The organism is Virgibacillus aidingensis (assembly GCF_010994035.1).
In the GTDB taxonomy this organism is placed as follows: Bacteria; Bacillota; Bacilli; order Bacillales; family Amphibacillaceae; genus Virgibacillus_N.
Map to the genome: position 1 here is coordinate 115,124 of NZ_WIXN01000007.1, position 15,250 is coordinate 130,373.

Consider the following 15,250-nt stretch of genomic DNA (forward strand, 5'->3'; position numbering starts at 1 on the left):
GCTTTCATTATAAGGGCAATAAAATATTCATATTGATCTTTTTGTTCTTTTTGGTCTAAGCCAATGCTTGATCAATTTATACAGAATAGTTATGTCTTGGTCTGCCCACCTTACCATATTCTATCTGTACTGTTATCCTTTCTTGTTTTTCCAGATATTCAAGATATCTGCGAACCGTCACTCTTGCCATGCCCAACCTTTCAGCGAGTTCTTCCGCAGTAACCGGATTTTGTTCATCTGATAAAGCCATATAAATTTGCTTCAAGGTAATTTCACTTAGTCCTTTCGGAGGGATTTCACTCATTTCATTTTTTATTTTATTCCACCCGTCAATATCTTCCTGGTTTAATGATTGAGACTGGTGTAGTTTCATCCACATTTTCTTATGACTTTCCAATGCTTGCTGAAAACGCGTAAAACGAAACGGTTTTACTAAATAGTCAACGGCGCCAAGTCGAAATACTCGCTGTATTGTTTGAGCATCCCGGGCAGCTGTAATTAGTATAATGTCGGCAGGGACTTCCTTATCCCGTATTTCCTGTAATACATCCAACCCGGAAATATCGGGTAGAAACATATCAAGCAAAATAAGATCGGGGGGAGATTCAAAAACTTTTTCCAGTGCTGCTTTTCCATTTTCAAATGAAGATTGCAAATGAAATCCCTCCATTTTCTCAAGGAAACCTTTGTTTACTTCAAGCACCATTGGGTCATCTTCTATAATCATCACATTAATCATCATCACCCACTCCTATTTTTTTGTGCTAATTACTTGCAAATATTTCAATGAATGTCCCTTTTGATTCCTTTGAAGTAATGCTTATTTCACCTTGATTTGCCTCTACAATATTCCTTATTAGAGCAAGTCCAAACCCTCTCCCTTCTTTTGCCTTCGAACTATAGCCTTCTTGAAATATCACTTCTTTTTCTTTAGCAGGTATCCCTTTGCCCGTATCTTCCACCGTGATATATAAAGACTTGGCACTGCCTTGAATCAGACAGCAAATTTCTTTTTGTTCGGTATGCTCACAAGCTTCAATAGCATTATCAAGCAGATTTCCCATCAATGTAATCAAATCGCCAGTGCTAAAACCTTCGACGACTTTCTCTAAATAGCTATTCTCATGAATCCATAAATGCACTCCTAATTCCCTTGCCCGGGATCGTTTACCCAGTAAAAGTCCTGATACTGCATAGTCGTCAATTCTGTCCCGTAAAAACTGAATCATATTTTCTTCTTCAGAGGTTTCTTCGATAAGCAGTTCCAGCGCTTCATCTGTTCTGTTCAGCTGGATCAGCCCGGCAATACTATGAAGCTTATTCATATACTCATGATTTTGAGCCCGGAGTGCACTAACCAGACTTTTAACACCTGTAAGCTCTTCACCCAGCTGGTGAATTTCAGATCGGTTTTTTAAGATAATTAATAGACCCATAAAGTCTTTTTTAACAAAAATAGGATAAATAGAAGCCAGATACATCGTTTTATTAAAAGATACAGGTTTATTAATCACCTTTTCACTTTCCAAAAGCTGCTCCGCTATCCAGGAGTGTGTAAATATTTCCCGAATATTTTTATGGCCGGAAAATGAAAAGCCCGTATACTTTTCGGCAAGGGTATTCATAAAACTGATTTTTCCTTTGTCATCAGTAGCAATGACCCCTGTATCCAAGGTTTGCATTATTGTATGCCGCTCCTCAAACATTCTGCCAATGTCATATGGTTCCAGTTGATAGGTTTGTTTTTTTACATTGGTGGCAAGCAGCCAGGACCCTCCTATACCAATGAGTAATCCCCATGCAAGTGAAACTAGCAAATTACTCTGGTAATCTTTCACCAAAGACTGAAAAGTTGGCGCCAGAATACCAACCACAGCTACTCCTATCTGCTCCGTTCCTGCTTCATCCATAATTGGAACAAAAGCACGTATCGCATATCCTTGTTCACCTACAGCTTTTGAAGTGTATTCATGTTCGGAATAGGCTGCGGCTTCATCCCCTCCCGCAAATACCTCCCCAATTCTTGTTTCCGAGGGATGGGAGTAGCGGATACGGTCCATGTCCAATATAACGATATAGTCAACATTGGTAGATAGACGAATACGCTCCGCTATTGGCTGTATATATTCCTCTCCCCCTTCCTGTCCTACATTAATAATAATGTCATCCAGTTGTGTCAGCGTTCTGGCGATGGCAATAGCACGTTCGCCAATTTCCTCCTCAAATGAATCCGATATACTAATGAGCATCATCCAGCCGCTTGCCAAAACAGAAGAGCAGACTAAAATAGAAGAAAGGATTAATATTTTTGTGCGTAGTTTAATTCGTTTTTTCACCATAATTGCCTCACAAATAATGGTAGATTGTAAGCTTTTTATTATTTTAACATATATTATTCTATATTTTTCCACCTTTTCTAATAATTCATTCCTAATACCTATGCGTTACTCTTTTCACAGAACCTTGAACCTAGTACCTTTGGAAATAGAGATATATCGCTTATTTCTCTTTCTTCTTTATTTATTTAAGTACTCCTAGAAATAATTTACTTAAATGTCTCTATATTCATTCTCCATTCTGCTTTTCCCAAAGTCTTTTACAAACTAAATAAGAGTCAAATAACCGCAGAACATGAAGGTATGACTCTTGCAATAATTCTTATATTCATTTCAAGTATTGTTCTCTAACAATTATTTAATTAGATAATTGTTTAAGCCCATACAATTCATAAAGAAAATATTTGTGGCAGAGTAAAACTCTGCCACATAAAATAGATTTCTCTAAAGTATTATCTCCTACTCCCATTTCGCAATTAAATTATCAGCCTGGTACATAAGTGTGTTATATGCAAATTCGGAAAGCAATTCATTATCTTTTTGATAGTCAAGTAAAAACTTAAAACCTTCCATGTGTTTAACAACTTTTTCTGCATCACCTTGATTTTCGTATTGATTTACAGCTGTTAAATGGAGCTTTAAATGATATGGTGCATCGTCGCCGGTAAATTCACCTTCTTCCTCAAAATGTTCAACTAATGTCTGTATGCCGACTGCACTATTTTCCGATTCAGGAAGTAAAATTATCCGCTGGTCCGTTGCCTCCTCAATTTTATCACGGCTGTATAACAATGGTATTGCCTCATCATTTGCCCATTTTTCAAATAAATTATCGTAGAATTTACTGTCAGGATCACCAGACTGACCTGGACTGTTCATCGCAATAGAATTATCCCATTCACCAACATCTACTACTAATCTAAAGGTTGCACCATGGGTCTGTTGGAAATCCGAATTATACCCCGAAGCTCCAACCGTGTCACCGCTGCCGCCTCGAGGCAAAGGTCCAATATTCATTTTTTCTGCCTGCGCTTCATCAACCATATCTGATAAAGGATGATCTAAATAAGCGTGTTTAAGATCTCCCCATTGCCAATCATTCATATCCGGACCGAGTAATTCTTCCATATGATCGATGGCATCAGCTAAAGTTGATAATAAAATCTGATCTCGAGTTTCTTCAGGATTTTCACCAAAACGGTCATCCGGGTTTTCCAATAAATCTAAAGTAACAACAGGATCACCGGATCCAATGTGATTTGCTGCTTCTTCTGGCAGAATTGCTCCTACCACTGCATCACGTAAAAATTGTTGGTACCATACTTCAAACAACGCACCGGCAGAAGTTTCAACAGAAAGCTCGCCATCCCATTCCCGCAATAAATCCAAAGCCTTGTTTACTTTCTCATCAGAAGATAGAACATCATCTAATAAACCAGTAATACGTTGACCCGGCACTGACGTATAATCTGTTTGCAATTGCAGTGAGTCCTGGATCCCTATTTTTTCATTACTTTCCATAAACTCCTCTATGCGTTGGTAACGAAATGGTGCACTCCATTCAAATCCAAGCTTATATTTTTCATAGTCATAATCATCAGGCAGATTCATTTCATTTGCCGTACCAATCCATCCTCTTTCCGGATTTAATTCGTATGGTAATTTGTTTTGGTCCAGAAAACCATCCCATTCATAGGTTCCATCTCCAGGTACAGGCAATAATCCATCCCAGTTTTCCCGGACAGGTGTTAATCCCCCTGGTTTCCAGCCAATGTCTCCATTAACATCTGCGTACACTTGGTTCTCGGACGGGGAACCCCATTTATTCATTGCTTCATAGAACTCATCCCAGCTTTCAGCTCCCATGTATGATAAACCGCCCAAATACGGAGCCATTCCAGGTTCCAGCCAAGCTGCTTTTACTGCAAATGCTCTATTATTTTCTTTATCTTTATAAATAACCGGGCCATGTCGGGTAAACTCTAATTCTTCTACTTTCTCCCCTACCCCTTTAACTTCAATTTCTTCTGTGATAGAGGTCATCTCTTCCCAATCACCTTCATATTGGTACTCCGACGGGTTGTCCGGATTGGTCTCATACACGTACAGATCTTCCTGATCTATCGAAAATATTGTTAAGCCCCATGCACTTGTACCATTGTGGCCAATAGAGATACCTGGTAAAACAGGTTCACCACCTCCAATAACATCTAATCCTGGGGCTGACAAATGTGTAATATATCGAAGTGATGGAACATCTACTGCCCTATGAGGATCATCTGCCATGATGGGGCGGCCTGTTTCTGATTTCTCCGGGCTGATAACCCAGTTATTACTTCCCAGTGCGGATTCATACTCAATTTGATCGTTCAAATTACCAGCAGTGAGTTGAGTTTCGATATCTTCAAAGGCAATCTCATTTCCGGCATTATCAAAAGATACTCCCCGAGTGCCTAATCTATATGTTTCCAGTATGTCTTCTGAAATATCATCAAGATCCAAGCCTTCTGGTACAGTAGTTTCCCATTCAGGCTGAAGACGCTTACGGACACTCTCCACCTCTTCTCCATGTTCCCTTAATGTAAGTGCTCGTGCTACTTCATTGTTAACATTTCTAGTCAAACCGTGACTGCGAATACGGACTACATCTTCCGGTTCCCATTTAGATGGCTCATAATCAAGCACCTTGAACTCTTCCGGGAGTAAATCAGGATCCTCTTCTATCATTTCGATGTAAGCATTGATCCCGTCAGTAAAGGATGTCACAATTTCTTCGGTATCCGGACCATAAGCGTCCCATTCCTCTTCCATGTCTCCGCGATATAAAAATAGCCTTTTAGCTTTATCCTGCTCTATATATTCAGGACCAAGAACTTCTGAAAGTTCTCCCAGCCCATTTTTGCGCCACAGATCAATTTGCCATAGGCGATCTCGTGCCACATTAAATCCCTGTGCAAAATAAACATCATCCGTGGAAGACGCATAAATATGCGGAATTCCCCACTCATCCACCAGTATCTCAGCAGGCTTTTCAAGTCCTTCCAATTCATGTAAAGTAATATCGTTCGGATATGGATCGCTGGAAGCACTCGAGAAAAAAGGTGTAATGAAAAGCAAACATACAAGAGCAATTGGTATAACTTTCTTCTTGTTCATAATCTCACTTCCTAATAAAATTTTATTGACTTTATTCTGCGGTCTTCCCCAACCCCTCCTTCCATCTTGACCAAAGTATAGTTACTTTTTGCCATGAAGTATCTCTTGCCGGCAGCTCAGCATCATCGATGACTGAATAAAAATGTTTTTCACCATGATTTTAAAGCGCTTTCATAATAATAACAATAAAACTATCATATTGATCTTTTTGGTTTTTTTGGTCTTATTATAGAAACTTAAACTTTGAGATTAAAAATTATATACATTTTTTCAAAAATAACTAAAGCGCCCATCATCCTGCCCTCCAATAAGGATTCATGAGACGCTTTCTTTAACTAACACATACTAACTAGTTATCATTATTTTTAAACATAGCCTGGGATTCCTTATACCAATCCCTTCCTTCTGCATCGTTAATCACCATGCACGGGAACTCTATTACTTCCAATTTCCGGATAGCTTCAGTACCTAAATCTTCATATGCGATCACTTCCACCGATTTTATACTTTTAGCGAGCAATGCTCCCGATCCGCCAATTGCTGCAAAATAAACAGCAGCATTTTTTACAATGGATTCAATTACTGCTTGACTCCGGTATCCTTTTCCAATCAATCCTTTTAACCCGTTTTTCAGAAGCAGCGGTGTGTACTTGTCCATCCGGCTGCTTGTTGTAGGTCCTGCTGATCCGATAATCTGTCCAGGTTTTGCAGGAGTAGGTCCTACATAGTAAATAACCTGATTTGTTAAATCAATGGGAAGTTTTTCTCCTCGTTCCAACTGTTCTGCCATTCGTTTGTGTGCAGCATCTCTGGCTGTAAATACAGTTCCGCTCAGCAATACCTGATCTCCGGCATGAAGCTTTTTGATTACAGCTGCATCTTGAAATGGTACTTCTAATTTTAATGGAGCCATTATTCAACCTCCGCAAATCTAATGAGTTAGCTGATTATAATACGGCATATTTATGCCTGCTCGCATGACAGTTTAAATTAACAGCCACTGGAAGTGCTGCAATATGACAGGGAGCTGTTTCAATTTTTACATCCAGCGTTGTTGTGGTTCCTCCCAGCCCTTGAGGACCGATTCCCAGTGCATTAATCGACTGGATTAATTCTTCTTCCAATTTGGCAAGATCCGGGTCTGAGTGCCGCTCTCCTACTGGTTTAAACAAAGATTTTTTTGCGAGGTAAGCACAGGTTTCAAAATTACCGCCGATGCCAATCCCTACTACTAATGGCGGACATGCATTTGGACCGGCTTGTTTGACTGTATTCATAATAAACTTTTTTACTCCTTCTATTCCGTCACTTGGTGTAAGCATCTTGAGGGCACTCATATTTTCTGCCCCGCCGCCTTTTGCATTCATTTGAATTTCCAGCTGTTCACCCTGCACTAATTCGATATGGATAACAGAAGGAGTATTATCTCCGGTATTTTTTCTGTTTAAAGGATCGTCCACAATGGAATAGCGCAGATAACCCTCTTCATATCCTTTTCTTACCCCTTCATTAATAGCGTCATAAAGATTTCCGCCGGTAATATGACAATCCTGGCCAAGCTTCACAATGAATACGGAAACGCCGGTATCCTGGCACATGGGAACACGGTCCTCAGCAGCAATATTTGCATTTTCAATCAACTGATGAAGTACGCCTTTTCCAATTTCCGAGGATTCTGTCTGTACAGCCTGCTCAAAAGCGGAAATGACATCCTGCCCCAAATCATAATTTGCTTCCTGGCAAAGGGATGCAACTTTATTAACGATTTCCCCGTAATGAAGTACCCTCACACTTTTCACCTCTTGGCATTAACTGTTGTCTGTGACTCCAACACTTTATTTAATAGCGTATTTTCTTTTTTTGGCGCATGTTTCTTTTTGTAAATCATGAATGTCCGTTTAAAAGTAATGACAACTTCCCCACGCTGGTTGTAACCACTGGTTTTCACATGAACTATTCCGACATTTGGGCGTGACTTGGATTCCCTTTTATCCAAAACTTCAGAAAAAGAATAGATTGTATCTCCTTCAAAAACTGGTTTTGGCAGGCGCACTGCATCCCAGCCTAAGTTGGCCATTGCGTTTTGCGAAAGGTCTGTTACCGACTGGCCGGTTACTAAAGCAATCGTGAATGTGGAATCTACCAATGGCTGCCCAAATTCCGTCTGTTTGGAATAATAGCTGTCAAAATGAATCGGATTCGTGTTTTGCGTTAATAGAGTCATATAAATATTATCCGTTTTTGTTACCGTTCTTCCAAGCGGATGCGGGTAAATATCCCCTATTTCAAAATCCTCATAAAACCTTCCATTCCAGCCATCCTTTACTGCCATAAAATTCTCTCCCTCTTTCATTGGTTATTCAGCCAGCGAAGGCATACCAATTTCTTTTAAAATGGATTGGTTATGCTCTCCAAGCGCAGGAATTGGTTTCATTACTGATTGTGCGTTTTTCATGTTTACCGGCGGTTTAAGTGCAGCGATTTCGCCGGCCGGTGTTTGAACTTGATCCCAGCGATTTCTTGCCTTTAATTGCGGATGCTCTAAAAATTCCTTCATCGTATTTAACCGCGCATTGGCAATATTGGCTTCTTCCACCTTTTCAATAACTTCATCAGATGTCTTTTCATTAAAACTATTTTCAATAATGACTTTTAGTTCAGCCCGATTTTCAGATCGGTTGAAGTTGCTTTCAAATCTTGGATCTTCCGTTAGTTCCGGCTGTTCCAGAATACGGTGACAAAAGCTTTTCCATTCCCGTTCATTTTGCAAGCCGATAAACACGTTTTTTCCATCCCCGCAAATGAACGGGCCATAAGGATAAATTGTCGAATGGCTAGCCCCTGCACGCTTTGGTTCCTCTTTGCCATAAGCTGCATAATATGATGGATAACCCATCCATTCACCGAGGGCTTCAAGCATGGAAATTTCCAGTACAGTTCCTTTACCGGTTTTTGCTCTAGTTAATAATGCTGTTAAAACTCCTGTATACGCATACATTCCTGCGGCAATGTCAGCGATGGAAATCCCTGCTTTTGAAGGGATTTCTTCACTGCCCGTGATGGAAACAAGGCCTGCTTCACACTGAACCAGCAAATCATATGCTTTCTTTGTTTCATATGGACCGCCTTTTCCGTAGCCTGATAAGCTGCAAACAATTAATTCAGGGTGCTTTTCAGTTAATGTTTCCGGATCGAACCCCATTCTTTCTATTGCACCCGGTGCCAGGTTTTGCATAAAAACATCCGCTTTATCTATCAAACGGCGAAGGGCTTCTTTTCCGTCTTCTGCTTTCAGATTAAGTTCAATTGATTCTTTAGACCGGTTGCACCAAACAAAGTGACTGGAAAGGCCATTTACTGCAGTATCATAATTTCTTGCAAAATCCCCTACTTCAGGCCGTTCAACTTTGATGACTCTTGCTCCCATATCAGCTAGCTGACGAGTAGCAAAGGGAGCTGCAATTGCCTGTTCCAAAGTGACTACGGTTATGCCTTCTAGAGGCAGCATTTTACTCACCTTCTTTTTTTATTTTCTTATGTGCATCTTTCTCTTGCTTCCAAAATCCTTTTTGCCCTTTCAGCAACCGGGGCATCAATCATTTTTCCATTAACTTGAACAGTACCCGAACCGGACGATAAAGCCTCATTGTAAGCTTCTACTATTCTCCCGGCTTCTGTTATTTGTTCGGCAGAGGGGGAAAACATCGCATTTGCCACCTGGATTTGATTGGGATGTATCACAAGTTTCCCTTGAAAACCAAGCTTTTTTCCCTCCATTGCTGCAGTCTTCAACCCTTGTTTGTCCCGAAAATCCGTATAAACAGAATCAATAGGCGGATTAATTCCGGCAGCATTTGAGTCTGCAACAAGTTTTGAACGGGCATAGAGTAATGGCTTTTGCTCCCCGTCCGGATTTATATTCATATGAAGCATAAAATCCTCAGCACCAAAAGCCAGACAGGAAATTCTTTGACTAGCTGAAGCTATAGCATACGCGTTATAAAGGCCGGAAGCTGATTCAATAATCGGTATGATCGCCAGTGAACCGCATTGCATATTGTTTTTCTTTTCCATTTGTCCAAGAAGGTAGTCTGTGATTACAATATCCTCTTTTTTTTTGGTCATTGGAAGAACAATTCCTGACAAGTTAGGATGGACTGCCTCCTGTATATCCTCCATAAAAAAATCTGTTTTCAAAGCATTTACACGTACAAATATAGTCAGATGCCCCGTATTTTCTATCAATCTTTTTATTTTTTGTCTTGCGATGGTTTTATTCTCTTCTGCAACGGCATCTTCCAAATCAAGAATATACGCATCAGCTGATAGTGTCTTTACTTTTTCCAGTTGCCTGTCATTGTCTCCCGGTATAAACATACAGGTTCTCAGCATGGGATGGACCACTCCCTTTCTAACTGCTTTTGGAGTACATATTACTCATGGGGCTTGTATTATCGATCCTGTTGGATGCGATACAATTTATAAAAAAATATTCGCTTCATTTTTGATTGAAATTACATTTATTTAAAATCTTTATTTTCCATGGAACGTATAAGCTCTTTTCCAGTCCGTTCAATATGTTCCGCCAAAAAGGAAGCTGCCATTTCCGGATGATTATTATTGATTTCCTTTAAAATTTTCTCATGCTCCTGATTGGATTTTCCAATTTGGCCTGGTATCAGCTGAGGGGTATCCTGCGGAAATCCCCGGGAGATCGTTTCAATAAAACCTAATAGCCTCGGACTGTTGCAGCGGCTGAATAACAATTGATGAAAATCCGCATTTAATTCTACATATTCTTCTGCACTGTCTGTTTCCATCATAGCATGATGATAGAAAGTTAATTTTTCAATATCCAGCTTTGTGAAATTTCCCATACTCTTTTTCAGACCAAGCGGCTCGAGAACAGACCGCAATTCGTAGATTTCCAGAATATCTTCTTTATTAAGCGGACGAACGACCGCTCCTTTATGCGGTTCTATACTGATCAATCCTTCCAGTTCCAAGGTCCGAAGCGCTTCCCTGATCGGCATTCTGCTGACTCCGGTTAATTCTGCGAGCTCTGTTTGCACCAATCGCTGACCAGGCTTAAAGTCTCCTTTTAAAATTGCTCTTCTCAATACACTGCACACCTGATTATGCAGCATTTCTCGGTTCCCTATTTTCAAGTCAATTTTTTCAGTCATTTGTATTACTCCATTCATTTTGATTATTTCCTAAAATTGTACTTCATCCATTACAAAAATTGAAGCATCAAATGAAATAGTACTAATCTGCTTTAAACCTAGAATTATTGTACTTTTGTAAAATCAAATAAATCTTCTATTGTATTTAAACTCTCTAAATGCAGCAGCTTATCTGATAAGGAATTTTGTGCTGAGGCGGCTAAGCTATTTGTTAACGTTTTAAATTTTTTTAAAAGATCTTCTGTTGAAACAGCATTTTCCGGATCTCCTTTTGGAAAATCAGTTTCTTTTATTATCCAATTCCCGGAAGTCAGCTCAACTTCCACAATAGCTCCCCATTTATCGGGATATTGCTTATTTATTTCCGGATCAACACTTACATTTACAAGCTTCATTAGTTGACGTATTTTATCATTCCATAAATTATCTTCATTAAATGCGTCCACCCCGCCATCCCCGATAAGTAATGCTAAAGCAGTGCAAAATTGCAGACTGAATTTAGCAGCGTATAGAGTCTTCGGGTCTGCATTATCGGTAATATCAATTGCCACCTGGTAAGTTTTCACATTAATTCGTTCAACGTCCGGCAGCTGAATGTCACTTTCTTTAGCGAGATCCATCATTATATCCATGGCATGATGCGTATGCCGGCATGAAGCATGAACCTTAAATGAATTCTCCATAATTTTAAATTCTTCACCCAGTTTATTAGTGACTTTGGAAACATCATACGCTTCACTCATTGCTTCAAAAAAGCCGCGTTTGCCTTCCAGTATTTTCTGTGCTGCAGAAAAGTTTTTTTCTGCCAGCAAGGCACTAATTACTCCGTTCATGGCTGCTTTACCGGGATGCAGTTGTTTGGACATTGCGCCATCTTCTATAAATTCCCAAAGTCCGGCAGCCTGAGTGCCTGCACTACCAAGTGCATGGATGGTTTGCTTCTTGTTTAACTGCAGTAATTTTGAAGCTGCAGCTGCGGCACCGAATGTTCCGCATGTAGCTGTATTATGCCAGTAATAGTAATGAGAAGGAGTAACTGCTTCACCTATCCGATAACATACTTCATAACCTATTACTATAGCTGTAATCAATTCTTTCCCGGTAAGTTTTTTCCATTCCGAAATGGCCAGTGCAGCAGGAATAACAACTGTAGCAGCATGGATAATAGAACTTTTATGAATATCATCTTGTTCTATAATATGACCTGCAGCTCCGTTTAACAATGCAGCTTGTGTCACGGAGGTTTTTCCACCAGTTACTAAAGCAGACTGCGGTTCTCCTCCCATTTCTTTGACCAATTCATCGATTATTTGAATGGCTTCCTGCTCGGAACCTGCGATAGCTGAAGAAAAATAATCCAATAGGCATATTTTAGTAAACTCCACTACATCAGAAGGCAGATCTTCATAACTGGTATTTAAGATATAATCTGCCAGCTTTTCACTTAAACTCATTGTATCTCTCCCTTAATTAAAAGGATCTCGGAAGTCCAAGCACATGCTGCCCAACATAGGAGGTAACGAGATTATTTGTTACCGGGGCAACAATAAATAATCTGGCTTCCCTGAATTTCCGTTCTATATTATACTCCGTTGCAAAACCATACCCTCCAAAAGTAGTCATGGCCGCATTGGCTGCTTTCCACGTCGCTTCTGTTGAAAGGTATTTGGACATATTGGCTTCAGGACCGCAATTTTCCCCAGTATCAAATAGATTTGCTGCTTTATCACGCATTAATGCTGCTGCTTCAATATCCATGTAAGCCTCAGAAATCGGGAATTGCACACCTTGGTTCTTGCCAATAGGACGATTGAATACCACTCTTTCATTTGCATATTCTACCGCTTTATCAATAAAGTATTTTCCATCACCGATACTCTCGGATGCAATTAAAATTCGCTCTGCATTCATTCCGCTTAGTACTTGTTTAAATCCTTTGCCCTCTTCACCAATTAAGTTTTCTGCTGGAATCTCCGTATTTTCAAAAAACACTTCCGTAGTAGCGTGATTGATCATCGTATCAATAGGGCGAATGGTAATGTTAGCTTTTTGATCCTTCATGTCAAGTATGAATAAACTTAACCCATCTGTTTTCTTTTTCACTTGTTCTTTCGGTGTGGTACGGGCAAGCAGCAGCATCAGGTCAGAATGCTCCGTTCGTGATATCCAAATTTTTTGGCCGTTAACTATGTATTTATCTCCCCGCTTTTCCGCTGTAGTTTCAATACTCGTAGTGTCACTTCCAGCTGTAGGTTCAGTTATACCAAATGCCTGAAGGCGCAGTTCCCCGCTTGCGATCTTTGGCAAATAGCGCTGCTTTTGATCTTCATTTCCATGACGCAGTATAGCTCCCATTGTATACATTTGCGCATGCCCGGCACCCGCATTGCCACCCGAACGATTAATTTCCTCTAAGATTACTCCTGCTTCGTACATGCCAAGTCCTGCTCCGCCATATTCTTCAGGAATTAGAACGGAAAGCCATCCTTCATCTGTAAGTGTTTGAATAAATTCTTCAGGGTACTGTTTCTTTTCATCTGTTTCTCTCCAGTAGAATTCGGGAAACTTTTCACAAAGTGAGCGGACACTTTGACGAATTAAGTCCACTTCCTCTGCTGTGCTGATCGCCATTTTGATTTCCTCCTTGTGGCATCTTGTTAATGTAATTTCAATTGTTGGATAATTACTATTAATCTAAGATGTTATTGATTAGTATACTGTATCCAATATCCAATGTCTAGAGGTTTTGTTTTTTTATTATTATTTGCTGATCACTTTTGCAAAAAAATATACCGGTCTTCCCATAAGGAAAACCGGTAATTGAAGGAGTTTCATTTCATTTTTTATAAGGCTGATTTCTTTAGTCTTTTAATTTCCTCCGTCAGCATCGGAACAATTTCAAACAAATCGCCAACAAGGCCATAATCCGCTACGTTAAAGATGTTGGACTCCGAATCTTTGTTAATTGCTACAATGACTTTGGAGTTGGACATCCCGGCTAGGTGCTGAATTGCTCCGGAAATACCAACCGCTATATATAAATCGGGTGTTACCACTTTACCTGTCTGGCCGATCTGCAGGGAGTAATCACAGTATTCCGCGTCACATGCACCGCGTGAAGCACCCACTGCTGCGCCCAATACATCGGCAAGCTCATACAGCGAGTCAAAGCCTTCCTTGCTTTTTACACCGCGGCCGCCCGCGACAATTATATTTGCCTCTGACAGATCCACGCCTTCTGATGCTTTGCGGACGACATCTTTAATGATGGTGCGAATGTCTGTCACGTCCACTTCCTTGGAAGTAACATCTCCGGAACGTGAATCATCTCTTTCCAATGCCGCGATGTTATTCGGACGAATTGTAAAAAACGCGATGCCGTCTGTTACAATTTTTTTCTCAAATGCTTTCCCGGAATAGATTGGTCTAGTAAACACTGCCTTATCATCGTCCACATCGATCTCAACCACATCGGAAACGAGTCCGCTTCCCAGCTTGCTTGCCAGTTTTGGCGTCAGGTCTTTCCCAATGGAAGTATGACCCATCACGATGCCGTCCGGAGATTCATCGTTAATGACTGCAAGTGCTGCCTGGCCGTAACCCTCGGAAGTATACGTTGTTAAGTTGTCGTGGGCAACGGTAACCACCCTGTCTGCACCATATTTGATCATTTCCTCTCCCTGTGCTTCGAGGTCGCCTGCCCCCAGTACGACACCTACAATTTCATCTGCATTTATCTTTTTCGCTGCTGCGATGGCTTCAAATGACACATTACGCAATTCGCCATCTCTTGATTCGCCTATAACCAATACTTTATTACTCACGTCTCCTTGCTCCTTTCTGTCAGCAAAATGAATCCAAATTATTTATCGATTTAGCTGTAATCGTTGCATAATCTTATAGTTTCCTAGTTTTTATACCTATTCCGGCAACCGTAGTTTCCGATCGATAACCGGTACCATAGAAACATACTGTGCAATCTAAGCGGGTGTTGTCCCTTTACAGCACTTTTTCGTCATTTTTAAGTATGGAAACCAGTTCCTGCACCTGCTCGCTGGCATCACCTTCAAGCACTCTGCCCGCTTCTTTTTCAGGCGGCAGGAATATATCGATCGTTTTTGTTTTTGCTGCTACATCATCTTCATCCAGATCGAGATCATCGATTTCCAGCTCTTCCAGCGGTTTTTTCTTTGCTTTCATAATACCCGGGAGAGACGGATAGCGCGGTTCATTCAGACCTTGCTGGCAGGTAACGAGCAGCGGCAGGCTTGTCTCCACAATTTCCACGACACCCTCCACGTCTTTTTCTATCGTTACATTTTCACCTTCAATTTTCAAATCCGTAATAGTCGTGACATACGGGATACCCAGGTATTCAGCGAGTCTCGGACCAACCTGGCCGCTTGCCTCATCAATCGCCACATTTCCGCCAAGAATGAGATCCGCTTCTTTGCCCTCAAAATAGGCTTCGAGAATTTTTGCCGTTGTAAAAGCATCTCCTTCTTCCAGGTCATCTTCAGTATTAATGAGAACCGCTTTATCCGCTCCCATAGCCAGGGCAGTGCGCAGCTG

The 15,250-nt window shown here is 40.6% G+C and carries 13 protein-coding genes; all 13 read right to left on the bottom strand.

Annotation, left to right across the window (positions count from 1 at the left end; translation table 11 throughout):
• Nucleotides 1–76: 76 nt before the first annotated feature.
• Nucleotides 77–739 carry a response regulator gene (locus GHD25_RS07940; RefSeq protein ID WP_205601343.1) on the bottom strand — a complete coding sequence of 221 codons (663 nt, stop codon included), beginning with the start codon at nucleotides 737–739 and terminating at the stop codon, nucleotides 77–79.
• Nucleotides 740–764: 25 nt separating this feature from the next.
• Nucleotides 765–2,339, bottom strand: a complete 1,575-nt coding sequence (locus GHD25_RS07945) for an ATP-binding protein (RefSeq protein ID WP_240452277.1) — start codon at nucleotides 2,337–2,339, stop codon at nucleotides 765–767.
• A 456-nt stretch (nucleotides 2,340–2,795) separates the two neighbouring features.
• Entirely contained in the window at nucleotides 2,796–5,492 is a 2,697-nt protein-coding gene (locus tag GHD25_RS07950; RefSeq protein WP_164215853.1) for a penicillin acylase family protein, read from the bottom strand.
• A gap of 349 nt (nucleotides 5,493–5,841) precedes the next feature.
• Nucleotides 5,842–6,405, bottom strand: coding sequence for a Fe-S-containing hydro-lyase (locus tag GHD25_RS07955; RefSeq protein ID WP_164215854.1), 564 nt, complete (start codon nucleotides 6,403–6,405; stop codon nucleotides 5,842–5,844).
• Between the two features lie 34 nt (nucleotides 6,406–6,439).
• Nucleotides 6,440–7,282 (bottom strand): fumarate hydratase, encoded by an 843-nt coding sequence (locus GHD25_RS07960; RefSeq protein WP_164215855.1) that lies wholly within the window; start codon nucleotides 7,280–7,282, stop codon nucleotides 6,440–6,442.
• A gap of 5 nt (nucleotides 7,283–7,287) precedes the next feature.
• Nucleotides 7,288–7,824, bottom strand: coding sequence for a MaoC family dehydratase (locus GHD25_RS07965; RefSeq protein ID WP_164215856.1), 537 nt, complete (start codon nucleotides 7,822–7,824; stop codon nucleotides 7,288–7,290).
• Between the two features lie 24 nt (nucleotides 7,825–7,848).
• Nucleotides 7,849–9,000 (bottom strand): CaiB/BaiF CoA transferase family protein, encoded by a 1,152-nt coding sequence (locus tag GHD25_RS07970; protein ID WP_164215857.1) that lies wholly within the window; start codon nucleotides 8,998–9,000, stop codon nucleotides 7,849–7,851.
• A 26-nt stretch (nucleotides 9,001–9,026) separates the two neighbouring features.
• Nucleotides 9,027–9,884, bottom strand: a complete 858-nt coding sequence (locus tag GHD25_RS07975) for an HpcH/HpaI aldolase/citrate lyase family protein (protein ID WP_164215858.1) — start codon at nucleotides 9,882–9,884, stop codon at nucleotides 9,027–9,029.
• Nucleotides 9,885–10,012: 128 nt separating this feature from the next.
• The gene (locus tag GHD25_RS07980) at nucleotides 10,013–10,678 is read right to left on the bottom strand and encodes a GntR family transcriptional regulator (protein ID WP_164215859.1); all 666 of its coding nucleotides are present in this window, start codon (nucleotides 10,676–10,678) and stop codon (nucleotides 10,013–10,015) included.
• Between the two features lie 104 nt (nucleotides 10,679–10,782).
• Nucleotides 10,783–12,132, bottom strand: a complete 1,350-nt coding sequence (locus GHD25_RS07985) for an MmgE/PrpD family protein (protein ID WP_164215860.1) — start codon at nucleotides 12,130–12,132, stop codon at nucleotides 10,783–10,785.
• Nucleotides 12,133–12,148: 16 nt separating this feature from the next.
• Complete coding sequence (locus tag GHD25_RS07990; RefSeq protein ID WP_164215861.1) at nucleotides 12,149–13,309, bottom strand: acyl-CoA dehydrogenase family protein; 1,161 nt, start codon at nucleotides 13,307–13,309, stop codon at nucleotides 12,149–12,151.
• Nucleotides 13,310–13,521: 212 nt separating this feature from the next.
• The gene (locus GHD25_RS07995; protein WP_164215862.1) at nucleotides 13,522–14,502 is read right to left on the bottom strand and encodes an electron transfer flavoprotein subunit alpha/FixB family protein; all 981 of its coding nucleotides are present in this window, start codon (nucleotides 14,500–14,502) and stop codon (nucleotides 13,522–13,524) included.
• Nucleotides 14,503–14,677: 175 nt separating this feature from the next.
• Nucleotides 14,678–15,250: electron transfer flavoprotein subunit beta/FixA family protein (locus GHD25_RS08000; RefSeq protein WP_240452278.1), on the bottom strand; the 573-nt coding region annotated here is incomplete at its 5' end.